The sequence below is a fragment of the Staphylococcus massiliensis CCUG 55927 genome (assembly GCF_000298075.1).
Classification (GTDB): domain Bacteria; phylum Bacillota; class Bacilli; order Staphylococcales; family Staphylococcaceae; genus Staphylococcus; species Staphylococcus massiliensis.
This window is the reverse complement of the sequence record NZ_JH815593.1, coordinates 1691605-1717492: the sequence shown is the minus strand read 5'-3', so window position 1 is coordinate 1717492 and position 25888 is coordinate 1691605. Positions and strand designations below refer to the sequence as shown.

The 25888-nt window shown below is 35.0% G+C and carries 33 protein-coding genes and 1 other annotated feature; of the genes, 17 read left to right on the top strand and 16 right to left on the bottom strand.

Annotated elements, in window-relative coordinates:
- The first annotated feature begins 26 nt into the window (after window positions 1-26).
- The 3 genes from A33S_RS0108450 to A33S_RS0108440 all read left to right on the top strand — a co-directional run bounded on the left by A33S_RS0108450 (window position 27) and on the right by A33S_RS0108440 (window position 3865).
- The gene (locus A33S_RS0108450; RefSeq protein ID WP_009383336.1) at window positions 27-1418 is read left to right on the top strand and encodes an L-cystine transporter; all 1392 of its coding nucleotides are present in this window, start codon (window positions 27-29) and stop codon (window positions 1416-1418) included.
- A gap of 375 nt (window positions 1419-1793) precedes the next feature.
- Window positions 1794-3002, top strand: a complete 1209-nt coding sequence (gene hemA / locus A33S_RS0108445) for a 5-aminolevulinate synthase (protein WP_017176742.1) — start codon at window positions 1794-1796, stop codon at window positions 3000-3002.
- The gene (locus A33S_RS0108440; protein ID WP_009383332.1) at window positions 2999-3865 is read left to right on the top strand and encodes a DMT family transporter; all 867 of its coding nucleotides are present in this window, start codon (window positions 2999-3001) and stop codon (window positions 3863-3865) included. Before hemA ends, A33S_RS0108440 begins: the two co-directional genes overlap by 4 nt.
- A 115-nt stretch (window positions 3866-3980) precedes the next feature.
- Here the strand turns inward: A33S_RS0108440 and A33S_RS0108435 are convergent, their stop codons facing one another.
- Window positions 3981-4367 carry a VOC family protein gene (locus tag A33S_RS0108435; protein WP_009383331.1) on the bottom strand — a complete coding sequence of 129 codons (387 nt, stop codon included), beginning with the start codon at window positions 4365-4367 and terminating at the stop codon, window positions 3981-3983.
- Window positions 4368-4496: 129 nt separating this feature from the next.
- Here A33S_RS0108435 and A33S_RS0108430 point away from each other — a divergent pair, with 129 nt between their 5' ends.
- Window positions 4497-4865 (top strand): hypothetical protein, encoded by a 369-nt coding sequence (locus A33S_RS0108430; RefSeq protein ID WP_009383330.1) that lies wholly within the window; start codon window positions 4497-4499, stop codon window positions 4863-4865.
- 60 nt (window positions 4866-4925) lie between these two features.
- Here the strand turns inward: A33S_RS0108430 and A33S_RS0108425 are convergent, their stop codons facing one another.
- The gene (locus A33S_RS0108425) at window positions 4926-5681 is read right to left on the bottom strand and encodes an NADPH-dependent oxidoreductase (RefSeq protein ID WP_009383329.1); all 756 of its coding nucleotides are present in this window, start codon (window positions 5679-5681) and stop codon (window positions 4926-4928) included.
- 180 nt (window positions 5682-5861) lie between these two features.
- Here A33S_RS0108425 and A33S_RS12290 point away from each other — a divergent pair, with 180 nt between their 5' ends.
- From A33S_RS12290 to A33S_RS0108390, 7 genes are all read left to right on the top strand, one after another.
- Entirely contained in the window at window positions 5862-6014 is a 153-nt protein-coding gene (locus A33S_RS12290; protein ID WP_017176741.1) for a hypothetical protein, read from the top strand.
- A gap of 139 nt (window positions 6015-6153) precedes the next feature.
- A complete protein-coding gene (locus tag A33S_RS0108415; RefSeq protein ID WP_009383328.1) occupies window positions 6154-6507 on the top strand; it encodes a DoxX family protein in 354 nt (117 codons plus the stop codon).
- 417 nt (window positions 6508-6924) lie between these two features.
- The gene (gene ahpC, locus A33S_RS0108410) at window positions 6925-7494 is read left to right on the top strand and encodes an alkyl hydroperoxide reductase subunit C (protein WP_009383327.1); all 570 of its coding nucleotides are present in this window, start codon (window positions 6925-6927) and stop codon (window positions 7492-7494) included.
- Between the two features lie 17 nt (window positions 7495-7511).
- Window positions 7512-9035, top strand: a complete 1524-nt coding sequence (gene ahpF / locus A33S_RS0108405; RefSeq protein WP_017176740.1) for an alkyl hydroperoxide reductase subunit F — start codon at window positions 7512-7514, stop codon at window positions 9033-9035.
- A 95-nt stretch (window positions 9036-9130) separates the two neighbouring features.
- Complete coding sequence (locus A33S_RS0108395) at window positions 9131-9580, top strand: GNAT family N-acetyltransferase (RefSeq protein WP_009383325.1); 450 nt, start codon at window positions 9131-9133, stop codon at window positions 9578-9580.
- A gap of 115 nt (window positions 9581-9695) precedes the next feature.
- Entirely contained in the window at window positions 9696-9869 is a 174-nt protein-coding gene (locus A33S_RS12285; RefSeq protein ID WP_156093037.1) for a hypothetical protein, read from the top strand.
- Between the two features lie 278 nt (window positions 9870-10147).
- Window positions 10148-10564 (top strand): organic hydroperoxide resistance protein, encoded by a 417-nt coding sequence (locus A33S_RS0108390; protein ID WP_009383324.1) that lies wholly within the window; start codon window positions 10148-10150, stop codon window positions 10562-10564.
- A gap of 125 nt (window positions 10565-10689) precedes the next feature.
- Here A33S_RS0108390 and A33S_RS12415 read toward each other — a convergent pair whose 3' ends face one another.
- Window positions 10690-10863 carry a hypothetical protein gene (locus A33S_RS12415; protein WP_009383322.1) on the bottom strand — a complete coding sequence of 58 codons (174 nt, stop codon included), beginning with the start codon at window positions 10861-10863 and terminating at the stop codon, window positions 10690-10692.
- 276 nt (window positions 10864-11139) lie between these two features.
- Window positions 11140-11553, bottom strand: coding sequence for an SRPBCC domain-containing protein (locus tag A33S_RS0108380; protein WP_009383320.1), 414 nt, complete (start codon window positions 11551-11553; stop codon window positions 11140-11142).
- A gap of 135 nt (window positions 11554-11688) precedes the next feature.
- Here A33S_RS0108380 and A33S_RS0108375 point away from each other — a divergent pair, with 135 nt between their 5' ends.
- Both A33S_RS0108375 and A33S_RS0108370 read left to right on the top strand, forming a co-directional pair.
- Window positions 11689-12054: an iron chaperone gene (locus A33S_RS0108375; protein WP_009383318.1), complete on the top strand. Its 366-nt coding sequence runs from the start codon at window positions 11689-11691 to the stop codon at window positions 12052-12054.
- Between the two features lie 25 nt (window positions 12055-12079).
- A complete protein-coding gene (locus A33S_RS0108370; protein ID WP_009383316.1) occupies window positions 12080-13075 on the top strand; it encodes a ketoacyl-ACP synthase III in 996 nt (331 codons plus the stop codon).
- A gap of 90 nt (window positions 13076-13165) precedes the next feature.
- On the opposite strand, the gene bioB is transcribed toward A33S_RS0108370, so the two are convergent.
- Window positions 13166-14161 (bottom strand): biotin synthase BioB, encoded by a 996-nt coding sequence (bioB, locus tag A33S_RS0108365; RefSeq protein ID WP_017176738.1) that lies wholly within the window; start codon window positions 14159-14161, stop codon window positions 13166-13168.
- 169 nt (window positions 14162-14330) lie between these two features.
- Here bioB and A33S_RS0108360 point away from each other — a divergent pair, with 169 nt between their 5' ends.
- From A33S_RS0108360 to A33S_RS0108350, 3 genes are all read left to right on the top strand, one after another.
- A complete protein-coding gene (locus tag A33S_RS0108360) occupies window positions 14331-15533 on the top strand; it encodes a GTP-binding protein (RefSeq protein WP_009383313.1) in 1203 nt (400 codons plus the stop codon).
- 52 nt (window positions 15534-15585) lie between these two features.
- Window positions 15586-16038 (top strand): DUF1801 domain-containing protein, encoded by a 453-nt coding sequence (locus A33S_RS0108355; protein WP_009383312.1) that lies wholly within the window; start codon window positions 15586-15588, stop codon window positions 16036-16038.
- A gap of 240 nt (window positions 16039-16278) precedes the next feature.
- Window positions 16279-16665, top strand: a complete 387-nt coding sequence (locus A33S_RS0108350) for a hypothetical protein (RefSeq protein ID WP_009383311.1) — start codon at window positions 16279-16281, stop codon at window positions 16663-16665.
- Window positions 16666-16722: 57 nt separating this feature from the next.
- Here the strand turns inward: A33S_RS0108350 and A33S_RS0108345 are convergent, their stop codons facing one another.
- From A33S_RS0108345 to A33S_RS0108295, 11 genes are all read right to left on the bottom strand, one after another.
- On the bottom strand, window positions 16723-17322 hold the full coding sequence (locus tag A33S_RS0108345; RefSeq protein WP_009383310.1) for a DUF5080 family protein: 600 nt from the start codon (window positions 17320-17322) through the stop codon (window positions 16723-16725).
- 416 nt (window positions 17323-17738) lie between these two features.
- Window positions 17739-18857: a Fic family protein gene (locus tag A33S_RS0108340; protein ID WP_009383309.1), complete on the bottom strand. Its 1119-nt coding sequence runs from the start codon at window positions 18855-18857 to the stop codon at window positions 17739-17741.
- A gap of 130 nt (window positions 18858-18987) precedes the next feature.
- Window positions 18988-19230 carry a 30S ribosomal protein S18 gene (gene rpsR, locus A33S_RS0108335; protein ID WP_009383308.1) on the bottom strand — a complete coding sequence of 81 codons (243 nt, stop codon included), beginning with the start codon at window positions 19228-19230 and terminating at the stop codon, window positions 18988-18990.
- 45 nt (window positions 19231-19275) lie between these two features.
- Window positions 19276-19785: a single-stranded DNA-binding protein gene (ssb, locus tag A33S_RS0108330; protein ID WP_009383307.1), complete on the bottom strand. Its 510-nt coding sequence runs from the start codon at window positions 19783-19785 to the stop codon at window positions 19276-19278.
- A gap of 20 nt (window positions 19786-19805) precedes the next feature.
- On the bottom strand, window positions 19806-20105 hold the full coding sequence (gene rpsF, locus A33S_RS0108325) for a 30S ribosomal protein S6 (RefSeq protein WP_009383306.1): 300 nt from the start codon (window positions 20103-20105) through the stop codon (window positions 19806-19808).
- A gap of 177 nt (window positions 20106-20282) precedes the next feature.
- Window positions 20283-20609 (bottom strand): hypothetical protein, encoded by a 327-nt coding sequence (locus A33S_RS0108320; protein ID WP_009383305.1) that lies wholly within the window; start codon window positions 20607-20609, stop codon window positions 20283-20285.
- A gap of 123 nt (window positions 20610-20732) precedes the next feature.
- On the bottom strand, window positions 20733-21059 hold the full coding sequence (locus A33S_RS0108315) for a hypothetical protein (RefSeq protein WP_009383304.1): 327 nt from the start codon (window positions 21057-21059) through the stop codon (window positions 20733-20735).
- A gap of 66 nt (window positions 21060-21125) precedes the next feature.
- Window positions 21126-22223 carry a redox-regulated ATPase YchF gene (ychF, locus tag A33S_RS0108310; RefSeq protein WP_009383302.1) on the bottom strand — a complete coding sequence of 366 codons (1098 nt, stop codon included), beginning with the start codon at window positions 22221-22223 and terminating at the stop codon, window positions 21126-21128.
- Complete coding sequence (locus A33S_RS0108305) at window positions 22223-22435, bottom strand: DUF951 domain-containing protein (protein WP_009383300.1); 213 nt, start codon at window positions 22433-22435, stop codon at window positions 22223-22225. Before A33S_RS0108305 ends, ychF begins: the two co-directional genes overlap by 1 nt.
- 17 nt (window positions 22436-22452) lie before the next feature.
- Window positions 22453-23343, bottom strand: a complete 891-nt coding sequence (locus A33S_RS0108300) for a mechanosensitive ion channel family protein (RefSeq protein ID WP_026048987.1) — start codon at window positions 23341-23343, stop codon at window positions 22453-22455.
- A gap of 6 nt (window positions 23344-23349) precedes the next feature.
- Window positions 23350-24129, bottom strand: a complete 780-nt coding sequence (locus tag A33S_RS0108295; RefSeq protein ID WP_235044502.1) for a ParB/RepB/Spo0J family partition protein — start codon at window positions 24127-24129, stop codon at window positions 23350-23352.
- A gap of 250 nt (window positions 24130-24379) precedes the next feature.
- Window positions 24380-24674, top strand: a binding site (T-box leader).
- Between the two features lie 62 nt (window positions 24675-24736).
- On the opposite strand from A33S_RS0108295, the gene A33S_RS0108290 reads away from it, so the two are divergent.
- Window positions 24737-25840 (top strand): PLP-dependent transferase, encoded by a 1104-nt coding sequence (locus A33S_RS0108290; protein WP_009383294.1) that lies wholly within the window; start codon window positions 24737-24739, stop codon window positions 25838-25840.
- The last annotated feature ends 48 nt before the right edge of the window (window positions 25841-25888 follow it).

Below are 25888 nucleotides of genomic sequence, written 5' to 3'. Positions count from 1 at the left end.
TCGGAATTAAAGAAAGAAGGTACGTTATGCAGTTATTTCTCATCATTATTAATATTCTTGTTTTTATCGCCCTTCTAGTTGGTCTTCAAGTTATGGCGAAAAAACATGTTAAATTCCCTACTCGTGTCTTCATAGCACTTGGTTTGGGTATTCTTTTTGGTGTTTTACTTCACCTATTCTACGGTGTCGATTCAAAAATCACTACTACAACTTCAGAGTGGCTAAGCGTTGTGGGGAACGGTTATGTCGCTTTACTTAAGATGATTGTTATTCCATTAATCTTTATTTCAATCATCTCTGCTTTTACTAAAATCAAACTAGGTGAAAGCTTCGCTAAATATGGGGCATGGATATTTACTTTTCTAATCGGTACGGTAGCTGTTTCAGCAATCATCGGTATCATCACGGCGATCTTATTTGGTCTTGACGCTTCAACAATTGACCTAGGTCAAGCTGAAAACGCTCGCGGCTCTGAAATCGAAGGTAAAGCTAAAGACATGACTGCAAGCTCCTTACCTCAACAAATCTTAGCATTATTACCAGAGAATCCTTTCCTAGACTTCACTGGTGCTAGACCTACATCAACTATCGCAGTCGTTATCTTTGCATTATTTATTGGTTTTGCATTCTTAAGAGTTGCACGTAAACAACCTGAACACGGCCAATTACTACAACGTGGTATCGAAGCGATTTATAGCTTAGTAATGTCAATCGTGACATTCGTTTTACGCTTAACACCATTTGGTATCCTAGCTATCATGGCTAATACAATCGCGACAAGTGATTTCCAAGCTATTTGGACGTTAGGTAAGTTCGTACTTGCTTCTTATGTCGCATTAATCGCAATGTACTTAATTCATTTAGTTATCATTACATTACTCGGTTTAAACCCAATCACCTTTATTAAAAAGTCACTTGAAGCATTAACATTCGCGTTCTCATCTCGTTCAAGTGCCGGAGCATTACCGTTAAACATTAAAACGCAAACTGATCGTTTAGGTGTACCTGAAGGCATTGCGAACTTCTCAGCTACATTTGGTCTATCAGTTGGACAAAATGGTTGTGCGGGTATTTACCCAGCAATGTTAGCTGTAATGGTTGCACCTGTTGCAGGCGTTGAAATTGATTTAAAATTCATTTTAACTCTAATTGGTGTTGTAATCATTAGTTCATTCGGTGTTGCTGGTGTTGGTGGCGGTGCCACATTCGCTTCTATCTTAGTTTTATCAGCATTAAACTTACCAGTCGCATTAGCCGGTGTACTTATCTCAGTTGAACCACTTATCGACATGGGTCGTACAGCCCTAAACGTTAACGATTCAATGTTAGCAGGTACTGGTACAGCGAAAGTTACAAATCAGCTTGATAAAGACACTTACAACTCTAAGGACTATGACGAACTAGCTACAGATATTTAAATATAACTTATTCTAAACACCCTAATAGAACTTCAAATCTATATTAACGTTTAGTTTTTATTCTAAACTAATAGTTTGCAATTGCATAATACGATAGTTTTTTACTTAGAACACTTGGTTGAAAATTCAACTGAGTGTTTTATTTTTAAACATTTTCACTATCAATTCAATATTTCATGGAGTATCTAAAACAAAGTTAACTTAAATAAAATTTAAAATTATTTCATACCTACCAATTAAAGTATGTCTATTTACATAAACTTTAATAATTATATACATTTTAATGATTATTAAAGTAAATATGTACTTGTAATTATCAATCGTGAGACATATAATTATTTTATTATTCATAATATTCGAAATTAGGTGATAACTATGTACACACAGATTTTCATGAGTAAAATTGAAGAATTAAAAAATGAGGGAACGTATAGAATTTTCACTCAAATTAATAGAGTCAACACTAAATACCCATTAGCAAAGAGTGAAAATAACGATGATATCATTGTATTTTGTAGTAATGATTATCTTGGTATGTCTCAAAATAACAAGGTATTAAATACAATGATTAGAGTATTAAAAGAATACGGTGCTGGATCAGGAGGATCTAGAAACATAGGAGGAACCCATAAATATTTTTCTCTACTTGAAAAAGAAATTAGTGATTGGCATAATAAGGAGTCCGCTTTAATATTTCCAACGGGTTACTCTTCTAACGACGCTACTTTACAAGGACTATTAAGAACATTTCCAAATATGATAGTATTCTCTGATGAAAAAAATCATGCATCAATTATAAATGGTCTAAGAAGTGTAAAAAATAATAAAGAAATATTTAAACATAATGATTTGAGTCATTTAGAAGCTTTATTAAAAAAATATGATTACGAAATCCCTAAATTGATTGTATTTGAATCTATATACTCAATGGATGGCGATGTAGCACCGATTAAAGAAATAGTAGCTTTAGCTAAAAAATATAACGCTCTAACATTTTTAGATGAAGTACACGCTATTGGAATGTATGGAAAAGAGGGAGCTGGGTACTCATCTTTATTAAATGTGCAACACGAAATTGACGTCATTCAATCAACAATGGCTAAAGGCATAGGGATTATAGGAGGATATATTGCAGGTGATAAATATTTAATTGATGTTATTCGCTCATTTTCTTCAGGGTTTATTTTCACTACTGCTTTGCCTCCAGTTATAGTTGCAGGTTGTCTAGAAAGTATTAAACATCTAAGAAATTCTTCCATAGAAAGAGAGCTTTTACATGAAAAAACAAGATACTTAAGGGAAAAATTATCTTTAAATGGTATTATAGCTCTAAAAGAAAGTACCACACATATTTTACCTATAATTATTGGCGACTCAAAAAAATGTACTGAAGCAGCGCAGATGTTGTTAAAAAATTATAATATCTACGTCCAAGCAATCAATTTTCCAACAGTAAGTAAAGGTACCGAGAGATTTCGAATAAATGTTACGCCCTATCACACTATAAAACAAATAGATTTTCTAGTTAATTCTTTAGTAGACACATTTGATTCTTTAGATATAACGAGGATGAATAAAAGTTGAATTATATAATGTATTTGGCTTGTATGTTAATTTGGGGGTTGAATTTTATAGCTGTTAAAATTCAAGGGACTGACGCATCTTTAGAAATATCTTTGTTGTATAGATCCTTAATAGCATTCCTTTTATTCCTTATATTATTTATAATAAAAGGAAAGAATTTAAATACCAAATTAAATTGGTTAACGGTTATAGGTTTTGGTCTATGTAATTTCGCCATAAGTTACCTACTTCTTTATTATGGAACAATATTATCATCGTCAGTTTTGGTAACTATCATCTTTTCAATGAAAGTTATTACAACTCCAATACTAATAAGTATAATTTTTAAAACAAATATAGCAAAAAAAATATATATTGGTGGAAGCTTAGGAATGCTTAGTGTTGTAGTGACACTTGTTCCGGAGTTTAATAATGTAAGTGGTGACTTTATTTTAGGTGTCACATTAGCTATTTTAGGCACTTTAATTACCTCTATTGGCGATGTTTTTTCTTTATATAATAGTGAAAAAAATATCGACCCAGTAATAGCTAATATGGTTGGTATGTTTTCGGCTACAATATTGTTATTAACCATTTCTATAGTAACCAACCAAAACTTCATCATTCCTGATAAAGTATCATATTGGATCGGATTATTATATTTGTCTATTATGGCATCCTTTGTCGCTTGGTTATTCTATTTACACTTAGTAAAAAATATTGGGGCGTCTGAAAGTAGTTTTATGGTAGCTGGTTTTCCAGCAATCGGTGGAATAGCTAGTATTATCATCGGTGAATCTCAACTCAATATTTATTTAATTTTAGGTATAGTATTTGCTATACTGGGCGCTCACACTGCATTATCAAAAAAGAATTCTAAGTAAAATAAGAACTAGTAAACTTGCTTCTATAATCGTAAAAAAACATCATAATTATTTAAACAAGTTTACTAGTTTATACACTTTTCTGTAATAAAAACATTTACATTTTCTTGATTTTCTATTGTTCTACAATTTGAATTAAGTTTCCGCACGTATCATCAAAGATTGCAAGCTTAACATCCCCTGCTTGAGTCGGTTCCTTTGTAAAGGTTACACCATTTGCCTTGAGTTCCTCATATTCCTTATTTAAGTCATCTGAACCAAACATCGTTACCGGTATACCCTCTTCAAATAGTCTCGATTGATAGTCTTTAGCAGCCGGATGTTCATTTGGCTCTAATACAATTTCAGTTCCGTTCTCTTGTTCTTTAGATACGACGGTTAACCACTTATGTCCGCCACCCATATCAATATCATGTTTCACTTCAAAGCCTAACTTCTCACTATAGAACGTCTTTGCTTTCTCTTGATCATCCACAAAGATACTTGTAACAATAACTTTCATCAGTAATACCTCCCATTAAATTGGCTTAATTATTACATACCCTATATCTCTACTCCCAACAAACCTATTCATTTTTTATAAATTGCGATATCATATAATTGGATTTCATTTAAGATAAAGGAGCATTATATGAATTCAAGATTATTATGGAGTATATTAGTACTTGTATTGTATATCACCACTTCGCTCACACTCGCAAGTTATCCTAAATCAGACAATAGCATTTCATTCGATAAGCCTATGGAAGTTGCATTAAATATTGGTACACAAATCATTTTCTTACTACCACCAATCATTCTTGCATGCTTTAACCACATCGCAGTAAGAATTATTGCAGTGATTTACCTTGGATTAATATTGATTTCAGTGTTTTTCCTAACAATTATCTTAGCCATAGCTTCACCATACGTGCTTAGCGTTATTTTCGGTGTGTTAACTGGAATCGCAACCATTGTTACAATCGTTCTTACCTTCACTACCTATCGAAAAGCCCTTTAAAAATACGTTTCACATCAATAAACGGGTGCGGCCACTTCGGCGCGCACCCGTTATTCAATCTTATCGTTTTAATAACCCTGTCTCATGAAGCCATTTCATCATATCAGGTCGTTGTTTACTACTCATGAAACCAGAAATTTGATCTGACCATGTCTCACTACGTTTTCCATTTGTACGTTTCTCATAGTAGTCTTTAACCGCTTCATCATAAGCTTCAATTTCTCTAAGTTGCTTTTCCTTATCGGCATTATATTGATCCTCATGAAAGACATGTTCAAATGGTAGACGAGGTTTAGGCGTGCCATTCTCATCTTCACTAATTTCACCTATAGCCATACCAAATAATGGAAAGGCATACTCAGGTAATCCAAGAATGTCACGTACGCGGTCTACGTCGTTTCTTAAAGAACCAAGGTACACGATACCATAGCCCATATCTTCAGCACATAAAGCCATATTCTCAGATACAAGCGCAACATCAATCGCACCTACAAGTAAGCCTTCTGCTGATTCATAAGCAGAACTCATATTACTATCTTTCTTTTCATCAATTAAAGCATGACGATAATAATCAAGCACAAATACGAATAGGTAACCGTTCTCCTCTACGTAAGGTTGTCCTGAAACCTCTTTTAAAGATTCTTTAATCTTAGGATCACGAACACCAATAATAGAATACGTTTGGAGATAGCTTGAAGTAGAGGCACTTTGGCCCGCTTCGACTAATTTCTTAATAGTTGCGTCATCTAATGGATGATTCTTGAACTTACGCACTGAATGATGACGCTTCGCTAAATCATAAACATGATTCGACATAATAACACTCCTATACACGTTTTAATATATACTTATCCTATCAAATGAATAAAAAAACTTCTTATATCATGATTTAAAACCTATCGTTTATAAAAACGACACATCTCACAAAGCATTCTATCTTTGTTAAATGCTTAAAAATGTTAAAATACAATTAATACTAAAAATGAAGGTGATAATATGATTATGGTTGTTGCAATTGGAACACCGCTCGTAGTGGTTGCATTTGTGATTGCTTCATTTATAGAAGAAAAGAAACGTAACAAACGCCGTGCAGAAAAAGCGAGACAAGAAGCATTAGAAGAAGAACAACAAACAGACAACAAACAATAGTGAGTTAAGCCTTACTATACAAGTTCAAAACGCGTAAAAGATAAAGTTTTCTAAATAAGTCGTAAAAGCAATTTTATCGATAATTAACGCTTTCTTTTATAAACTAAAAGTAAATCAATATATGAAAGGAAGCGTTAAAATGCGTATCTTATTACGTTTATTATTTGCAGGTGTATTTTCGTTGGCTGGCGTCATGCATTTTGTGAAAGAAGAAGGCTTCACGAGAGTCGTACCTGCTTATTTACCATTCCGTAAGTTAGCTGTATGGGTTACAGGCGTAATCGAAATTATCATAGGATTACGTCTAATCATCGGACGTCCATCAAAATTATTTAAAAAGCTAATGAACTGGTTCCTACTAAGCGTTTTCCCAGCAAACATTTATATGGCACGTAAGAAGTTACCACTTGGAGATATTGAACTTCCTAAAAGCGCGCTATACGGACGCCTACCCCTTCAATTTGTTATGATGTACTTAATTAAAAAGCTTTAAGATGTGGATGAAGTGCAGACTTATTGCACTTCATTCTTTTTTATTTTGAAAAGCTTTGAAAGAATCATTTTTTGATAAATATAAGTATTTGTATGAATATCTAAATGAGAAAATTAACTTCTAATTGAGATTGTAAAATTTTTCTAAAGTAATATTTTGTCTCTGTAACAACATCAATAAAACGCTTTATTAAAGGCTTTCGTTTGCATTTTATGTCAATTATTTTGATTTTAAACACTATTGAAATTAAAAAAGAGTAACGATGTTGACTAATATTTATTATCATGTATAATCGTAATTGAAAGATTAGAATTATTATAAATAAATAATCGTTATTATAAATGCTAACCATAAGTTGATTCTAATCTCACATATTCATCGAAGGTTAATTTTTAAATATTTAGGAGGAATTTGATTATGTCATTAATCGGTAAAGAAATTGAAGCATTCACAGCTCAAGCATATGATGCTAAGAATGATGAATTTAAAGAGGTTTCAGAACAAGATCTTAAAGGTGATTGGAGCGTAGTTTGCTTCTACCCTGCAGACTTCTCTTTCGTATGCCCTACTGAATTAGAAGATCTTCAAAACCAATACGACGAATTACAAAGCTTAGGTGCTAATGTATTCTCTGTATCAACTGATACACACTTCGTTCACAAAGCTTGGCACGATCATTCAGACGCTATCAACAAAATTCAATACACTATGATTGGTGACCCTTCACAACAAGTCACTCGTTTATTCGATGTATTAAATGAAGAAGCTGGCTTAGCTCAACGTGGTACATTCATCATTGACCCAGATGGTGTTGTTCAAGCAGCAGAAATCAATGCTGAAGGTATCGGCCGTGACGCTAGCACATTAACTCATAAAATCAAAGCTGCTCAATATGTACGTAAAAACCCTGGTGAAGTTTGCCCAGCTAAATGGGAAGAAGGCGGCGACACATTAGAGCCAAGCCTTGATTTAGTAGGTAAAATTTAAAGGAGGCATTTTAGATAATGCTTAATCAACAAATTAAAGGCCAATTAGCTCAATACTTAGAGCTATTAGAAGGCGATGTTATCTTAAAAGTGAGTTTAGGTTCAGATGACATTTCAAAAGAAGTTGACGCATTAACAAGCGAAATCGCTGAAATGTCAGAACACATTAAGATTGAAAAAACAGAACTTAAACGCACACCAAGCTTTAGTGTAAACCGTCCAGATGAGGACACTGACATCACATTTGCCGGTGTACCTCTTGGACATGAGTTTACATCTTTAGTTCTTGCATTATTACAAGTTAGTGGTAGAAAACCTAAAGAAGAAGAATCTGTATTAAAACAAATCGAAGCTTTAGAAGGTCCATTAAATTTCGAAACGTATGTAAGTTTAAGCTGTCACAAATGCCCGGACGTTGTACAAGCATTAAACTTAATGAGCCTCGTTAATCCAAACATTACACACACTATGATTGATGGCGCTGCTTTTAAAGAAGAAGCAGAGAATATCATGGGTGTACCTACTGTCTTTTTAAATGGAGAAGAATTCAGCAATGGACGTATGACTGTTGAAGACTTCTTAAATCAATTAGGTGAACAACCTGATGCGGCTGAGTTCGACGAAAAAGAACCTTTCGACGTACTTGTAGTTGGCGGTGGTCCCGCTAGTGCAAGTGCAGCAGTATATGCAGCTCGTAAAGGTATTAGAACAGGTATCGTAGCTGATCGCATGGGTGGTCAAGTTAATGACACAGCTGGAATTGAAAACTTTATTAGTGTTAAACAAACTGACGGCCCAACTTTCGCCGCTAATCTTGAAGCCCACATTAAAGAATACGATGTCGACATTATGAACGCACAACGTGTCGTTGATATTCAAAAAGAAGATTCAGGCATTAAAGTAAAACTTGAAAATGGCGGTACATTAACAAGTAAAACTGTCATTATCACGACTGGTGCACGTTGGCGTAAAATGCAAGTTCCTGGCGAAGATGAACTTTCAAATAAAGGTGTGGCATACTGCCCGCACTGTGATGGCCCACTATTTGAAGGTAAAGATGTTGCTGTCGTAGGTGGCGGTAATTCTGGTGTTGAAGCCGCTATCGACTTGGCAGGAATTGTAAAAAATGTTACGATTCTAGAGCGTAATGAAGCACTGAAAGCTGACGATGTTCTTCAAAAACGTATTGAAGAATTAGATAATGTTTCAGTCATTACGAATGCTCAAACTACTGAAGTCACAGGTGAAGGTAAAGTTGATGGTTTAACTTACGAAGACCTCAAATCAGGCGATACACATCACTTAGATCTAGATGGTATCTTCGTACAAATCGGTCTACTTCCTAACACTGAATGGCTTGATAGTAATATTGAGCTTAATGAAGCGAACGAAATTCAGGTCGATAAGTACGGTGCTACAAACTTAGCAGGTGTGTTTGCAGCAGGTGACTGTACTGATCAACCTAACAAACAGATTATAATTTCTATGGGTGCCGGTGCGAATGCCGCACTAAACGCTTTCGATTATTTAATTAGAAATTAATCACATACTTCCAACCATCACAAGACATGGCGCTTTGCGTCATGTCTTTTTTTAGATAAGATGATAATAAACATACTAAGAAATGAGTTTTTAACATGAACTTGCACCTCATCCAAACTAATAAAAAAGACTACTTAGATTTATTGCTTTTAGCTGACGAAGATGAGCACATGATTGATAAGTACATACATAAGGGCGATATGTACGCTTTAACCAATGACAGTAAGTTTACATTGGGTGTATGTATCGTTAACCAGAGGGATAATAATGATTATGAAATTAAAAATATTGCTATCCACCCTTCCTTCCAAGGTCAAGGTATTGGTAAAACGTTGGTTAAACAAAATTTAAAGATTTATCGTAATAAAGGTAATTACATGTACGTTGGTACAGGCGATAGCCCGCTTACCATTCTTTTTTATAAGAGTTGTGGCTTTGAGGAATACGACACCATAAAAGATTTTTTTACTACTAATTACAAGAAGCCGATATTTGAAGAAGGTCACCAACTCATTGATATGATTATATTAAGGCAACCTTTATAGTTAACTTGCATGAACGTTGTCCCATGATACAGTAGTACTATAGTCAAAGTTCAACAGCTAGGAATAAGCAACACTTTCAGCTTAAACAAATTAATAAGAAAGTTGAGGCACTGTCATGAAATTATTAGGGTACGCATTACTCTTTTTGGTAGTTTACGCAATAATGATGCTCTTAATGCATTTCTCACCAGTATCTATCGGCCGACTTCACCCTAACGAAGTCGCACTCATCATTTCTATTACGATAACAGTTGTGTTCATGATGCTTAACTCTAGGAGAAATAAGTAACCTAAATTTTGTAAAGGAGCTATAAAGATTGGGAATCATCGCATTTTTTATCATTTGCTTTATGTTCGGTTACATCGTTACAAAACGCTCAGGACGAAAGTAATCCCTTTTTGAAAAGCCATTTAGAACCAACTTTAACAATAATATATGAAACAATATAATTAAGCACTATTAGTTTTGATGTCTTAAAAACATATAAGCAATAAAATTAAACCATCATTCATTAAATGTTACGCTTGAATTAGAAATAGAGATTCTTTTGAAAGGGGATTTTAAACATGGCAGTTAAATATGAAACTACAGCAACAAACACTGGCGGTCGTAAAGGTCACGTTTCTACAGACGATAAAGTACTTGATTTAGAAGTTCTACCACCATCAGATGACAATAATAGTAAAACAAACCCAGAGCAATTATTCGCGGCAGGTTATGCATCATGCTTTAACGGCGCGTTCGATTTAATCCTTAAACAAAACAAAGTTACAGACGCTGAACCTAAAGTTTCAATCACAGTTAGACTTGTTGATGACGAAGAAGCAGAAAGCCCTAAATTAGATGTTAGTATCGAAGCAACAGTTAAAAATATGGAGCAAGAAGATGCTGAAAAATATCTTAAAATGGCACACGAATTCTGCCCTTACTCAAAAGCAATTAAAGGCAATGTAGACGTTGATTTAAACGTAAAAGCAGAATAATTTAAGACTTTAATAAACAAATAATTATAAGACTTTAAACGAAACAATTCCCAAAATAGCTGACGCTCTTAGGTCTCAATTTTATGAGATTAGAGCTAAGCATGCTAGTAAAGGGAATTGTTTTTTTATGATTTATGATTTTTATCATGATAACCAAGAGATCTTGTGATAATTACACCGCATAGGAAATATAAGATTGGTCTAATTAATGTTGTACCAATAGCTTGATTAAATATGAATAACGTGATTAACAAGAGCATACCTAAGAGGAAAAGTAGCTTATGCTTGATAAATAACATGTAATACTCCTATAATCTGTCTTTAATTCATTTTAGTTGAGACACCCTAACACCCCTACTAATAACATCTATCCAACTAGCTATCAACAAACTCATTGATTTCTGATCGAACGGCAGCCCCACGTAATCCTAAAATACTTTTGAAGAATAGTAAGTCGAGTTACATTATACGCATAATTATTCACTATATACAAAAAGATGTATAAGACTCACTCGCTCTCGCATTAAAAAAGGAACACCCATTAAGGTGCTCCATCTAAAGCTCACAGATATAAATTAGCGTAATGCAGCTCTTAAGTTTAAGTCGCCTTCTAAATATGCTTTTAAGCAAGAAAGCATGTAAACCCAACCTTCTTTATTACCGATCATTTCTTGAACGGCTGTTGGAGAGTCAATTTCGAAACCAGTTTCTCTTACAGTTAATAATGTACCGTCGCCATCTTGTTTAAATTCCATAAATACGTTGCGACCTTCCCAAACGTAATTGATGTATTCGTAATAAATCATTTCTTTAACTTCAATTTCAACTTTAGCATCGTATTCTTCATAAGTTAACTCTACTGTTTTGCCTTCTTCCCAAAGATCTGAACTGTTTGAGAACCAGAAGTTCTTAATACGTTCTGGCTGAACAATTGATTGGAATACTGTTTCAACATCTTTGTTAATTTTCATTGCAGTAATGTTTTCCATATTACAATGCCTCCTTAAATTTTAAATTGCGATTTCATCGTGCAATACAAACTTAATCTGAACTACGTATTTAATTTAAGTTACTGTGCTATAATACCCTTAAATTATAAAATCTATTCAAAAGGGATGTTAAACATGTTTAGTAAAATATACGATAAATTTGAAAATAAAGACCACCGCGAGACCTTTATGAAGGTCGTTGAGTGGGTACACGAAACATATCCTAACCTTGAAAAACAGGTTAAATGGAATCAACCTATGTATGCGAATAATGGCACATTTATTATCGCATTTAGCTTTGCGAAGAAGCATTTTTCTGTGGCACCTGAAACGGTCACAATTCATAAATTCGCACCTGATTTAAAAAAGGCCAATTACGAATTTACAGATAACATCATTAAAATTAAATGGGATCAAGAAGTTGATTATACACTTTTACAAAACATGATTGACTTTAATATTGAAGATAAAGCAAATTGCACTACATTTTGGCGTAAATAGAACGCATTAAAATAGGGGGAAAAATATGCATTCATATGCACGTATTACAGCTCAAGGTGCATACGTACCTGAGAAGATTTTGACAAACGATGATTTAGAACAAATGGTTGAAACAAATGACGAATGGATTACATCACGTACTGGCATTAAGCGTCGACATATTTCTGAAGATAACGAATATGCAACTGACCTCGCCTTTAAAGCCGTGAAAAATCTTGAAACACGATACGGTAAGGATTTATCTGACGTAGATTTAATTATAGTTTGTACAATGTCGCCAGAATTTAATACGCCAAGTGTCGCAAGTCATTTACAGGCAAGACTCGGCATTTCAAACTGCGGGACATTTGATTTAAATGCTGCATGCGCAGGTTTTACGTATGGATTATTAGTTGCGAATGCCATGATAACGTCTGGTATGAATCGTAAGGTTTTAGTCGTTGCATCTGAAACGTTATCTAAAATAACGGATTATAGCGACCGAGCAACATGCATATTATTCGGAGATGCAGCCGCAACTTTTCTTGTAGAAAGAGACGAAACGAATCCAAGTTTTATCACATCTTACATGGACTCTGAGGGTGAGCGTGGTGGCGCACTATATTGTTCAAACTTATCAAATGAGATATTCGATAAGCCTATAGAATCTCAAGATAAAATCGTTCAAAACGGCAGAGAAGTATATAAGTGGGCAGTCTCACGGGTGCCTAAATCATTCCAATTACTTTTAGAAAAGGCAAACCTTGAAACGCCTGATATAGACTGGTTTGTTCCGCATAGCGCAAACTTACGTATGCTACAGGCGATTTGTAAACGACTGAACCTTGATGAAGGAAAGTTATTGCAGAGCGTAACGAATTACGGTAACACTTCTTCAGCAACCATTCCGCTAGCAATTGACTTAGCCGTTAAGGACGGTAAACTTAAGCAAGATCAGAATCTACTATTATATGGTTTCGGCGGTGGCCTTACGCAAGCTGGCACAATTATTAAATGGAATCCTGATGACATTAAATCGTAAATCGATAACACATTACAAAAAGACTGACCTCTTGGCTTTTCAAAAGCGATTAAGGTCAGTCTTCTTTAATAAAACGACAAGTTTCGAAATTTAAACTGTCGCAATTTCTTCAGCGCGTACGCCTGTATTATTATCAATTTCAAATCCTAAATCTTCAATCATACGGTAATCATCTTCGTTTGGTTGTCCACCTGTAATTAAATAATCACCAACAAAGATGGAATTTACTGCTTTTAAAGCAAGTGGTTGTAGTGAACGAAGGTTAATTTCACGACCACCAGCGATTCGAATTTCTTTAGTCGGATTAATTAAACGGAACATCGCGATGATGCGTAAACATTTCATTGGTGTAAGTTCATCCATATCTCCAAACTTTGTACCTTTGATTGGGTGTAAGAAGTTGATCGGAATACTGTCAGCATCAATTTCTTTTAAAGCAAACGCCATATCCATTCGATCTTCAAGCGTTTCCCCCATACCGCAAATGACACCAGAACAAGGTGAAATATTATTTTCTTTCATCATTTCAATTGTACGCACGCGGTCTTCATATGTATGTGTCGTCACAACTTCCTCATGATACGATTCACTCGTATTCACATTATGATTATAACGATCAACGCCCGCTTCTTTAAGTTTCTTCGCTTGTTCTTCATCAGTAAGACCTAAGCACGCACAAATTTTAAGTTGTGGATGATTTTCTTTAATTTGCTCAACCGTATTTGTAATATGATCCACTTCTTTATTACTAGGTCCACGACCACTCATTACAATACAATATGTACCAATTTGATTATCTGCCGCAACTTTAGCGCCGTCCATAATTTTGTCGCCTTCGACTAACGCATAACGATCTTTACGCTTCATATCTCGTGACTGCCCACAATAGCCACAATCCTCTGGGCATATACCACTTTTCGCATTAAGAATCATATTCAGTTTAACTTTTTTACCATAATAATGCTTACGTACTTGATATGCCTCATTTAAAAGGTCCATCGTATCAATATTTTCATCTTGGTAAAGCTGTGTTGCCTTCTCGTACGTTAATGCATTTCCTTCTAATATTTCCTTGGCAATATTCATACTCAGTAACACTCCTATATCTATTATGCGTTTTAGTATACCACTAATGTTAACTATTTGAAAATTTTAGTTTACATTCCAGTCAGAAATTCGTCTTTGCTTTTGCTAAAGAAATGTATTATGGTTAAATAGGAATAATTACGATTTAAATAAGTTAGGAGCGATTTATATGTCAAAAGTCCCTGTAACTGTATTAAGTGGTTACTTAGGCGCAGGAAAGACAACATTATTGAATCATATTTTAAATAATCGAGATGGCTTACGTATAGCAGTCATCGTTAATGATATGAGTGAAGTTAATATTGATAAAGATTTAATTCATGATGGTGGTGGTATGTCACGTACTGATGAGAAATTAGTTGAACTATCTAATGGCTGTATTTGTTGTACTTTACGAGAGGATTTAATTCAAGAAGTCAGCCGCATTGTTGAAAGAGGTAATATTGATCAAATCGTTATTGAATCTACAGGCATTTCAGAACCTGTTCCAGTAGCGCAAACATTTTCATATATGGATGAAGAGATGGATATCGATTTATCTCAAATTTGTAAGCTTGATACAATGGTTACGGTTGTTGATGCACACCGTTTTATTCGCGACCTAAATTCAGAAGAGCTACTTATTGATCGCGACCAAGGTGCGAGTGATGACGATGAGCGTTCAATAGCTGACTTACTTATTGATCAAATTGAGTTCTGTGATGTTTTAATTTTAAATAAGACTGACCTTGTTTCTGAAGAAGAATTAAATCAATTAGAAAGTGTGCTTCGCAAACTACAACCAACTGCAAAATTTATTCGTTCTGTGGAAGGACAAGTCGAACTTAAGGAAGTATTAAATACTGGCAGATTCAGTTATGACGTTGCAAGTCAGTCTGCCGGGTGGATAAGAGAACTCACTGCTGGCGGTCATGAGGCGCATACGCCTGAAACTGAAGAGTATGGTATAAGTTCTTTCGTGTACAATCGTCGTTTGCCTTTTCACGCAGAGCGCTTTAACAACTGGTTAGAAAATATGCCTAATAATGTCATACGAGCTAAAGGTATCGTATGGTTAGCGCAATACAACCATGTCGCATGTTTAATGTCACAAGCCGGCACGTTTGTGAGCATCTCACCTGTTTCGTACTGGGTTGCATCTATGAATCCTCAAGCACAACGAGAAATCTTGCACGAACGCGAGGATGTTCAAGCTAAGTGGGACCCTGAATACGGTGATCGTGAGACACAGTTTGTCATTATAGGAAGCGGCTTAGATAAAGAAGCGATTATGAAAGAATTAGACACGTGCCTACTCAATAGCGATGAAATCGATCAAGATTGGTCTCAGTTAGAAGACCCTTATCACTGGCAAATCACAGCTCAAGAATGACTTTGAAATGTTGTGTCATGTCTATATAATGTAACTAAAGGAGGCTACTTTAATGACCCTACCGTCTAACGTTAACCATTATATAGATGAGATAGAAGATAAAACGAAACAACAAGCCACACGTGAGCTTATTGAAGTCATTCATTCAAATTTACCAGAAGGTTTTGAACTGGGAATCTATTATAATATGCCAACTTGGTATATTCCGTTTGAAATTTATCCGATTGGTTATCATTGTGAGGACAATATGCCGTTACCGTTCTTGTCTGTTGCAGCTCAGAAAAAGCACATTGCAGTGTATCATATGGGTATTTATGGAGATCCTGAGTTACTTAAATGGTTTGAAAATGAATATCCTAAACATATGACAACTAAGTTGAATATGGGTAAATCGTGTATAAGGTTTACCAATAGTAAAAAAGTACCTTTTGAACTCATTCGAATTTTAGTAGGCAAAATAACGCCAGAACAATATATTCAAATCTATGAGCAACGTTATAAATAGTGACCCTTCTTGATGGAGGGTCTTTTTGTATATTAAATGCATAATTAGTGCATATTAAATGAATAATTATTCTGTTTATTCATTTATAATACATTGGGCTTGATTTGATTTTTATTGTTTTATTTAAATTTATGACTCACTTAAATAAATATATAATGAACCGTAATTAATTTAACATCAAATTAATAATTAAATGTTAGAATATCCTTATAAAAACATCATAAAAGGAGGGTTTTTAAAATGTCAAAACGTCTTACGATGTCCACATCTTTGGCTTTAGCATGTATTATCCACATGTTAATAATCGCTACTATTCCTGAAACTGACACGATTGTTAGTTTTAATAAGCCTACTAACTTATTTATTAACCTCATCATCTTGATGTTGTTTGTATTACCACCGATATTGATGTCGATTTATGACAATCTTTCTGTACGTGTCGCTTCAGCTATTTATCAGGGCTTAATTCTTTTCTTATTATCGCTAACAATTCCTTTCTTCGTAACGGATGGCCATTTATTCGTTGTATTTATCGCATTCATTTGCGTATGCATCGCAATAACAAGCATCAGCATCACATTAAACCATCCTATTTACCGACATTCAAAACGTAATCATACCAACTAAAATATAAACGCTCCCTTTAACAACGTCTAATTGTACATGTAAGGGAGCGTTTAATCTTTAATATTTCATGTCTAAAATAATATGCGTGAAAATCAACCAAATCGTCACGACCAACGATCGAACAGCAATGAAGTAAAACACACCATGCTTAAATTTCTTATATACATCAATAAGTAGTCTTACTACAAATACAAATACAAATATACATAAAGCAATGAGGAAATAATTAAAATCAAGTGTATCAAGTTGGTACTTTTCATTCGTATGATACCAATCAATGATAAATAATAAGATGGCTGCCATCATGCTGTAAAGTCCTGTCGTTCTACATATTTGAATTGATAACGTCTTTGACTCTGCGCCTTCTTTATCGCCTTCCTCAAGCAATTTTGCACGTTCTACTTTCAAATCCTTGTTCCAAAGATTTCTAATCGCATAATACATACAATAAAGAGAGCCATAATACATCAATATGGTATAGTTTCCTAAATCATTCTCCTTTTGGTAAAAGCCAACTATGAAGTAAAAAACAATCAAAAGAATGATGCCTAACGCAGTAAAGCGATAACAATAGGGAAATTCTTCAGATCTAAACATGCCTATAAATTTACAGCCAATTAATAGTATGACTAATGATACTAAAATGAGCACAAACATTAGACTGCCTCCAGTTATCCTCACACATCAGATATGATTAGTGTTGTATTAAAAACGATGTAGGCTTATTTCTATCTCGCTACGTCTTTTGTACAACATTTTACCAAATAAATGTGAAGAAGTAACCTAGGCTATTATATTTCTTAGTGAAGTATTTGACGTTTTACTTCACTATCAACGTTCCTTAATGAAGTATTTCCCGTTTTACTTCACTATCGACATTCCTTAGTGAAGTATTTCGCGTTTTACTTCACTATCGACGTTCCTTAATGAAGTATTTCCCGTTTTACTTCACTATCGACGTTCCTTAATGAAGTATTTCCCGTTTTACTTCACTATCGACGTTCCTTAATGAAGTATTTCCCGTTTTACTTCACTATCAGTATTCATCTTCATAGAAACAACCAATCGTTTTACTAAATTTGTATAATTTCAAGTAACTGAGGGCAGTAATAAATTTTATTTCGTTTCTTATCGGTAGATTTAATGTAACCCAACTTTTCCATTTTATTTAATAGCGTATATATACTTCTAATACTTAGTTGAGAAGCCTTACTAGCTTGCTTTGCATTAAATACCGGAGACTCAAAAATAAAGTTTAAAAGTTTAATACTATTTGCCGAATTAAGTTGATTAATTACTTTATTTTTCATAAATTCATACAAAGCATAAATTTCTTTAGCAACTTGTATACTATATTCGGTTTGAGCGATAATCCCTTCAAGGTAGTATTTAATCCAACCAATCCAATCGTTCTTCTGAGATACACGGCTTAACTTATCAAGATACAAAGCTCTATCATTTTCAAAATACATACTCATATATAGCGTTGGAAAAGGTAAAATTTCTCTATAATACAGAAATAGTGGAATTAACAATCTGCCTATTCTACCATTGCCATCTTCGAATGGGTGTATCATTTCAAATTGAGCATGTATAATCGCAGACTGGATGAGTACATCAAAATCTTCTTTATGTATATAAGCTTCCAAATTCTGCATATAGTCATCAGTTAACTGAGGTGATACTGGTGTAAATGAAACGCTTGATTTACCCCCTATGTAATTTTGGTAGACTTTGTAGATACCTTTACGCTTAGAGTTACCTCTTGCGCCTTCTAAAAGTATGCGATGCATATCCTTTATAATTCGACCAGTCAATGGTAATTTTTGAGGATCGTCTTCATAAAACGTTCCTAGTACATCCATAGCATAAAAAAGAGCTTTTCTATAGTTGACTACTTCCCTCATTTCATCACGTTCAATATCCACCACGATACCTGCATCGTAGTTTAAGACATCTTCTAAAGTAGCATGTGTACCTTCTAATTTAGAAGATAATACCGCTTCTTGATTAATTAAGGGAGAAATCAATAATATCGGATTAATTAAAGTTGATAAAAAACCTTTATATTCACCTAAATATCGATTAGCTTTAGTTAAACGCACTAAGGTTTCATAGTCATTAATATAGATACTCGAGTCTATAGGTAATCGTTGAGGCTCAAAAGGCTTTGGAACAAGAAATTCATTCATAAAGAACACCCACTCACTTAACTTAAAAACTAAGTAATTTTTAATTATTATACCTGGGTTGTGTCTTATATAAAAGTTTTAACATAACAAAAAATCCCTAAAGCCTTAAGCCTTAGGGATTTAGCAATAATTATTGCTCTTCTTTAACATATGGTAATAATGCCATGTGACGTGCACGTTTGATAGCTGAAGTTAACATACGTTGATACTTCGCTGACGTACCAGTAACACGACGTGGTAAAATCTTACCGCGTTCTGAGATAAAACGTTTTAAAAGATCAGTGTCTTTATAGTCGATGTGTGTAATACCATTTGCTGTGAAATAGCATACCTTTTTACGACGACGTCCGCCTCTTCTTGGTCCTCCTGCCATGATAACTGCCTCCTTTTAGATAATTTTTATATAACGTTTATTATTTTAGAATGGTAAATCATCATCACTAATATCAATCGGTCCATTAGCGTTTGCGAATGGATTATCTGACTTAGGTTTTGATGAATCTTGGTAAGACGAAGTATTTTGACCTTGTTGTTGTCCGCCAAAGTTTTGTTGTCCATAATTTTGGTAGTTATTACCTTGATTATTAGACTGACGACCACTTTGAGCTGATTTAGGTTCAAGGAATTGAACGCTATCACAGACAACTTCTGTAACAAAAATACGACGGCCTTCTTGGTTTTCGTAACTGCGTGACTGTATGCGACCATCAACGCCAGCAAGACTTCCTTTAGATAAATAATTATTTACATTCTCTGCTTGTTTTCTAAAAACAACACAGTTAATGAAGTCCGCTTCACGTTCCCCTTGCGCATTCGTAAACGTACGATTTACTGCTAAAGTGAATGTCGCTACACTTACGCCTGAGGGAGTCGTTCTGTATTCTGGATCCTTAGTTAAACGACCTACTAATACAACTCGGTTAATCATGTTAACGCCCCCAAATTAAATTACTTCTTGTCTTCGTCTTCGCGAACTACGATATAACGAATGATATCGTCATTAATCTTAGCTAAACGTTGGAATTCATCTGTAGCTTCGTTACCTTCAGCATTGATACGTACGATGTAATAGAAACCTTCTTTAAAATCATTGATTTCGTAAGCAAGGCGACGTTTGCCCCACTCTTTAGTTTCTAATACTTCTTCACTTTTAGATTCTAGAATGCCGTTGAAACGTTCAACTAATGCTTTTCTAGCTTCATCGTCGATATTTGGACGAACGATGTACATAACCTCATAAGTTCTCATATTATATTTGCACCTCCTTGTGGTCTATACGGCTTACTAACTTAATAATAAGCAAGGAATAATTTTCATTACTCACAATCAAGTATTATAGCATACCGAGTTACATTATACAATAATAAATCCTTAGTTCAATGTTCAAATCATTTCAATACTTTCCCTCTTTGAAAAGCCCTTTAGTTACGCCTTCTTTGCAACTTCAATTAACTCGTAAACATCGTTACGATCCAATACACGATCGTTACGCTCTAGCTGCAATAATTTATTTTTGTCTTTTGAAGCGAAAATGAGTAAATAATGTTTCGAATACTCAGGAATATAATACTGACCCATAGCAACACCGTTCTTTTCGGAGTCGTCATAAGCCGTTGTAAGTGAGTCAACAGTTTTCGAACCTTTCATTTCAAATATCACTTGAAAATGTTCAAGCCTTCTATTATAGAATACGTGGTCATTCTCAAAATCAAGGTCTTCAAATAATGTTGCTCTAATCGGTTTACATTCCATCGTAATTCCTCCATCTCATTTGCTTGGATAAAAGTTAAATGCAATTAAAAGATAATTATGAATTTAATTTAATTATAACAGACGATTGTTAATACTGCAGAAAAGTTTCTTTTTTAAAAAGACTTAATGAATCAAAGCATTTATAATGATAAATAAACTTACGATAAGCATAAGTACCTGCATACTTATTACAATCAATTGATCTCGATATGGCTTGATGACGACTCCGTTTTTCATAGGTGGTATTAACGTAAGCAGAAATACAAATACCGTCACACCCATACAAGCAACAAAGGCAAATAGCTTTGGCAATGTATATGTTAAACGTCCGTCAGACTGCTTTTGCATGACGATGTCCGATGGTAACAGGAATAACATCACAAGCCATGTTAAAGCGTGAAGCGCCATTATCACAAGCGCCCATTTAAAATGCTTAAAGATGTCTTGCATGACCTCAACCGCTCCTAACTTATAAAAAAACAGTGAGCATGTCACTCACTGTTTCGACTATTAGCATTAAACGTTGAATCTAAAGTGAACAACGTCGCCATCTTTCATAATATAATCTTTACCTTCTAAACGTACTTTACCCGCTTCTTTAGCACCTTGTTCGCCACCGTACTCAACTAAATCATCATAGCTTGTTACTTCGGCACGAATGAAACCACGTTCAAAGTCTGTATGAATAATACCCGCACATTGTGGTGCTGACATACCATGTCTAAATGTCCAAGCACGTACTTCTTGTACACCTGCAGTGAAGTAAGTCGCTAAACCTAATAAATCATAAGTCTTACGGATTAAACGATCTAAGCCTGGCTCTTCAATACCAAGGTCTTCTAAGAACATTTCTTTATCTTCATCATCAAGTGTCGCAATTTCTTCTTCAATCTTAGCACTAATCACGATAACGTCAGAACCTTCGTTCTCAGCATATTCTTTAATTGCTTTAACCTTTTCATTATCGTCATCATTAATTTCATCTTCGCCTACGTTAGCGATGTATAACATTTCTTTAGATGTAAGTAATTGTGCTTGCTTAACATACTTTTGGTCTTCAGGCGTGAATTCCATACTACGAACTGGTTTACCATTTTCAAGCACTTCTTTAATTTCAGTTAAGATACGCACTTCATTCACAGCGTCTTTATCTTTTTGACGCGCCATCTTTTCAAGACGAGGTAAACGTTTTTCAACAGATTCTAAGTCAGCAAGTACAAGCTCCATGTTAATAACTTCGATGTCGTCAATCGGATCAACTTTACCTGAAACGTGCGTTACATTGTCGTCATCAAACGCACGAACAACCTGACAAATTGCATCTACTTCGCGAATATGAGATAAGAATTTGTTACCTAAACCTTCACCTTTAGAAGCACCTTTTACGATACCTGCAATATCAGTGAATTCGAAAGTCGTTGGAACTGTCTTCTTAGGTACAACAATTTCAGTTAACTTTTGTAAACGATGGTCAGGCACTTCTACAATCCCTACGTTAGGGTCGATTGTTGCGAAAGGATAATTTGCAGCAAGTGCACCTGCTTTTGTAATTGCGTTAAATAATGTTGATTTACCTACGTTTGGTAACCCTACGATACCTGCTGTTAAAGCCATTATTCATTCTCCTTATCATTTGTATCCTGTGATACTAATATTTTTTTAAGTTTTTTATTGAAGGTTTGTCGTGGCATCATGATACTGCGATCACAGTGTTCGCATTTAATACGAATATCTGCGCCCATACGTATAATCTTAAATCGATTCGTACCACATGCATGCTGTTTCTTCATTTCTACTATATCATTTAACTGATAGTTAGATGTCAACTTATTTCCTCCTTGATTTACGCGTTATGAGTTGGACGATTAGGATCATAACTAACATAAGCTGGCGTAGATGGTTTGATACCTTCTCGTTGGAAGAATTCTTTAATCTCACGTCGTAAGATACGAGCACCTGCAAATCCTTCGCCAGGTATTGTTTCAGCAGTGATTTTAATCACGATTTCTAAACTTGTCACACGCTCTACACCAAGTACAATTGGATCTTTCGTAAAGACATCATGTTCCTTGCGCATTTTCGGCAAGAATTCGCTTAATAACGTCTCTACCTTTGTAATGTCTTCCTCCGCAGAAAAAGGCATTTCGACAACTGACGTGTTATTGCTAACAGAGTAGTTTACCACTTCGTTAATCGTACCATTTGGTAAGATCACAAGTTCACCTGAAAACGTTGTCAGTCTTGTAGAACGAAGTCCAATTGATTTAATAAAGCCTTCTGCCACTGTAGCGCCTGATGTATTAATTTTAACATAATCACCAACGTCAAATTGATTCTCAAAGATGATAAAGAAACCAGTGATGATATCTTTAACTAACGTTTGAGCACCAAAACCAATGGCTAAACCTACAACCCCAGCACCGGCTAAGATACCTTCAACACTTACACCAAATTTACCTAAGATTGTAGTAATTGTAATAAACCAAATAATATAACCTACGACGTTCTGAACAAGTGTAATCAACGTTTCAGAACGCTTCGCACGTGCATAATTCTTGTTACGTTTATTCATCTTAAAGAACTGTGCGATAACTTTATTTACGATACGCGTTAAGATAAACGCGACGATAATATAAATCGCAATAATAATTAATTTTGTTATGAGTTGTTCATACGTTTCTGGTTTCGTTAAAGGTTCAATTAACCCTTTAAAAATATTTTCTATTTGTTTCACCATGTACTAGTCACGCTCGTTTCTATCTTGTAGTAGTTGAATCAAGTGATGATATTCTGATTCTGATTTAAAGGTAAACGCAATTTCACCTTTTTGTTTTTTAATCGATATGTTTACGTCCGTACCATACGCTTCCTTAAGCTTACGTTCATGTTTTTGAATGAGTCTTGGTAATGACGTAGAAGCTTTAGATGAAGGCTTTTTAGACGGTTGGTAAGACTGCACGACCTCTTCTAAATAACGGACGCTATACGATTCTTGAATTGTTTTATGTGCTAAATGAATCATATCGTCTTGATTCTTTAGTGCTAATAACGTACGTCCGTGCGCACCTGATAATTGACCTTTTTGCACTAAGTCTCTAATCTTAACAGGTAATTTTAGCAACCTCAACATGTTCGCGATATAGGGTCTAGATTTACCTAATCGCTTCGCTACCTCTTCCTGATTCATATCAAGTTCCGTCATCAATTTTTGATAACTCATCGCTTCTTCAATCGCATTCAAATCTTCACGCTGTAAATTTTCAATAATCGCAAGCTCCATCATCTCTTGCTCAGAAAGCGACTTAACGATAGCTGGGATCGTATCAAGACCTAACTTCAATGAGGCACGATAACGTCTTTCTCCAACCACGATATGATAACCTCTAATAGTTTGACGTAGAATGATAGGTTGTAAGACACCATGCGTTTTAATGGAGTCTTTTAAATCATCGAGTTGCTTCTCATCAAAAGTCACACGCGGTTGATATGGATTAGGATGAATGTCGGAGAGTGCTATCATGCGTACATTTTCATCATCTTGATGTGTACGGTCATTTTCAAAATGAGAAATGGTCAACACCTTCTTTAAGTTAATAAACTCTGAGTAATATTTTATAAGTAAACAAAGCCATTTAACAAGTGTTATTTAGGAAAATGAGCGCTTAATTTTCATCACGAAAATTCTTTTTAATCAAAATTTTCAGATTATTTGTTGACAAACCTAAACGAACCGTGTAAAGTTTGGATTAACCAAACAACAACATTACAAATTACACACATTAACAAGGAAAGTAGAACATACCCTGCTATCACAGAGACTCTTCATTTTGCTGAAAGAAGAGATAGAAAGCATGTTTGAAAATGGCCTTTGAGTGGTGGTTTCGATATGAGGAATCACCGGGTTCGCCCGTTATCGCGATACAGTATAAGCATATATAATATGTCGTACTGGAAATTTTTATAATGACCACGTACCACAATTGATATGCCGTACTGGTAGAGGTTGTTTTAGCGATAAAACAACAAATTAAGGTGGTACCACGAAATAGAGCTTTCGTCCTTTTTATCTGAGTCTAGTATTCGGATACGAAGGACGGGAGCTTTTTTTATTGTTAGGAGGTTCATTTATGAAAAGCACACAACTTGCACAAATCACACGCACCGACGACTCAACTGGTGCGATTAGTAATCCGATTTATCTATCAACAGCATACAGTCACCCTAAGCTTGGTCAATCAACAGGTTTTGATTATACACGCACAAAAAATCCAACAAGAAGCACGTTTGAAGAGGCTTTCGCAAAACTTGAAGGCGGCATCCAGTCTTATGCGACATCAAGTGGTATGGCAAGCATTCAACTCATCTGTAATCTATTTAAACCAGGTGATGAAGTACTTGTATCGTTCGATTTATACGGTGGCACATTCCGCTTATTTGACTTTTACGAAAGGCAATACAATATCACATTCAAGTATGTTCACTTTGAAAACTTTGAAGATGTGGAAGCAGCTGTTACACCACAAACGAGAGCTTTCTTCATCGAACCAATATCGAATCCATTGATGATTCATATTGATTTAGATGCGTACTATCGACTGGCTCAAGCACACAATATCTTAACGATTATTGATAATACATTTCTAACGCCTTACTTAAGCACACCTTTAAAGGACGGTGCAGATATCGTGTTACATTCCGCTACGAAATATATTGGTGGTCATAACGACGTGTTAGCCGGAGTCGTAACCGTCAAAGATGCAGAATTAGTAGAATCGTTAAGTGCCTTTCACAATATGATAGGCGCAACACTATCACCTATTGACAGTTATCTATTATTACGCGGGCTTAAAACATTGCACTTACGCATGGAACGTTCAGAAAGAAATGCCAAGCAGTTAATCGACGTACTACAATCATCACCAGCTATTCAAGAGGTATTATATAGCGGGCACACGGGTATGCTGAGTCTTCGATTAAATAAGCAGTATGACGTAGGTCGCCTACTTGAACATATTAAGGTTTGTATCTTTGCTGAAAGTCTAGGTGGCACGGAATCATTTATCACATTCCCTTACACACAAACACATGTCGATATGCCAGATGATGAAAAGGATAAACGCGGTATCGATCAACAACTCATCCGCCTGTCCATTGGTATTGAAGACTTCGATGATATTAAAGACGACCTAATTCAGGCTCTTGAAAAATCTAAATTGGAGGTGACGCCATGAAACACAAATTACACGATTTAATTTATGACCCTAATGTGGGTAATCATT

What these genes read in the sequence shown, in the direction of transcription:
- hemA (WP_017176742.1), top strand. Translation starts at nt 1,794, where the DNA reads ATGTACACACAGATTTTCATGAGTAAAATTGAAGAATTAAAAAATGAG.
- A33S_RS0108415 (WP_009383328.1), top strand. Translation starts at nt 6,154, where the DNA reads ATGCGTATCTTATTACGTTTATTATTTGCAGGTGTATTTTCGTTGGCT.
- A33S_RS12415 (WP_009383322.1), bottom strand. Translation starts at nt 10,863, where the DNA reads ATGTTATTTATCAAGCATAAGCTACTTTTCCTCTTAGGTATGCTCTTG.
- A33S_RS0108315 (WP_009383304.1), bottom strand. Translation starts at nt 21,059, where the DNA reads ATGCAAGACATCTTTAAGCATTTTAAATGGGCGCTTGTGATAATGGCG.
- A33S_RS0108435 (WP_009383331.1), bottom strand. Translation starts at nt 4,367, where the DNA reads ATGAAAGTTATTGTTACAAGTATCTTTGTGGATGATCAAGAGAAAGCA.
- A33S_RS0108295 (WP_235044502.1), bottom strand. Translation starts at nt 24,129, where the DNA reads ATGATAGCACTCTCCGACATTCATCCTAATCCATATCAACCGCGTGTG.
- rpsF (WP_009383306.1), bottom strand. Translation starts at nt 20,105, where the DNA reads ATGAGAACTTATGAGGTTATGTACATCGTTCGTCCAAATATCGACGAT.
- A33S_RS0108375 (WP_009383318.1), top strand. Translation starts at nt 11,689, where the DNA reads ATGTTTAGTAAAATATACGATAAATTTGAAAATAAAGACCACCGCGAG.
- A33S_RS12285 (WP_156093037.1), top strand. Translation starts at nt 9,696, where the DNA reads ATGAAATTATTAGGGTACGCATTACTCTTTTTGGTAGTTTACGCAATA.
- A33S_RS0108345 (WP_009383310.1), bottom strand. Translation starts at nt 17,322, where the DNA reads ATGTTTGTGCTCATTTTAGTATCATTAGTCATACTATTAATTGGCTGT.
- bioB (WP_017176738.1), bottom strand. Translation starts at nt 14,161, where the DNA reads ATGAATATTGCCAAGGAAATATTAGAAGGAAATGCATTAACGTACGAG.
- ychF (WP_009383302.1), bottom strand. Translation starts at nt 22,223, where the DNA reads ATGGCTTTAACAGCAGGTATCGTAGGGTTACCAAACGTAGGTAAATCA.
- ahpC (WP_009383327.1), top strand. Translation starts at nt 6,925, where the DNA reads ATGTCATTAATCGGTAAAGAAATTGAAGCATTCACAGCTCAAGCATAT.
- A33S_RS0108360 (WP_009383313.1), top strand. Translation starts at nt 14,331, where the DNA reads ATGTCAAAAGTCCCTGTAACTGTATTAAGTGGTTACTTAGGCGCAGGA.
- A33S_RS0108370 (WP_009383316.1), top strand. Translation starts at nt 12,080, where the DNA reads ATGCATTCATATGCACGTATTACAGCTCAAGGTGCATACGTACCTGAG.
- ssb (WP_009383307.1), bottom strand. Translation starts at nt 19,785, where the DNA reads ATGATTAACCGAGTTGTATTAGTAGGTCGTTTAACTAAGGATCCAGAA.
- A33S_RS0108350 (WP_009383311.1), top strand. Translation starts at nt 16,279, where the DNA reads ATGTCAAAACGTCTTACGATGTCCACATCTTTGGCTTTAGCATGTATT.
- A33S_RS0108290 (WP_009383294.1), top strand. Translation starts at nt 24,737, where the DNA reads ATGAAAAGCACACAACTTGCACAAATCACACGCACCGACGACTCAACT.
- A33S_RS0108390 (WP_009383324.1), top strand. Translation starts at nt 10,148, where the DNA reads ATGGCAGTTAAATATGAAACTACAGCAACAAACACTGGCGGTCGTAAA.
- rpsR (WP_009383308.1), bottom strand. Translation starts at nt 19,230, where the DNA reads ATGGCAGGAGGACCAAGAAGAGGCGGACGTCGTCGTAAAAAGGTATGC.
- A33S_RS0108320 (WP_009383305.1), bottom strand. Translation starts at nt 20,609, where the DNA reads ATGGAATGTAAACCGATTAGAGCAACATTATTTGAAGACCTTGATTTT.
- A33S_RS0108425 (WP_009383329.1), bottom strand. Translation starts at nt 5,681, where the DNA reads ATGTCGAATCATGTTTATGATTTAGCGAAGCGTCATCATTCAGTGCGT.
- ahpF (WP_017176740.1), top strand. Translation starts at nt 7,512, where the DNA reads ATGCTTAATCAACAAATTAAAGGCCAATTAGCTCAATACTTAGAGCTA.
- A33S_RS0108380 (WP_009383320.1), bottom strand. Translation starts at nt 11,553, where the DNA reads ATGGAAAACATTACTGCAATGAAAATTAACAAAGATGTTGAAACAGTA.
- A33S_RS0108450 (WP_009383336.1), top strand. Translation starts at nt 27, where the DNA reads ATGCAGTTATTTCTCATCATTATTAATATTCTTGTTTTTATCGCCCTT.
- A33S_RS0108395 (WP_009383325.1), top strand. Translation starts at nt 9,131, where the DNA reads ATGAACTTGCACCTCATCCAAACTAATAAAAAAGACTACTTAGATTTA.
- A33S_RS12290 (WP_017176741.1), top strand. Translation starts at nt 5,862, where the DNA reads ATGATTATGGTTGTTGCAATTGGAACACCGCTCGTAGTGGTTGCATTT.
- A33S_RS0108355 (WP_009383312.1), top strand. Translation starts at nt 15,586, where the DNA reads ATGACCCTACCGTCTAACGTTAACCATTATATAGATGAGATAGAAGAT.
- A33S_RS0108340 (WP_009383309.1), bottom strand. Translation starts at nt 18,857, where the DNA reads ATGAATGAATTTCTTGTTCCAAAGCCTTTTGAGCCTCAACGATTACCT.
- A33S_RS0108430 (WP_009383330.1), top strand. Translation starts at nt 4,497, where the DNA reads ATGAATTCAAGATTATTATGGAGTATATTAGTACTTGTATTGTATATC.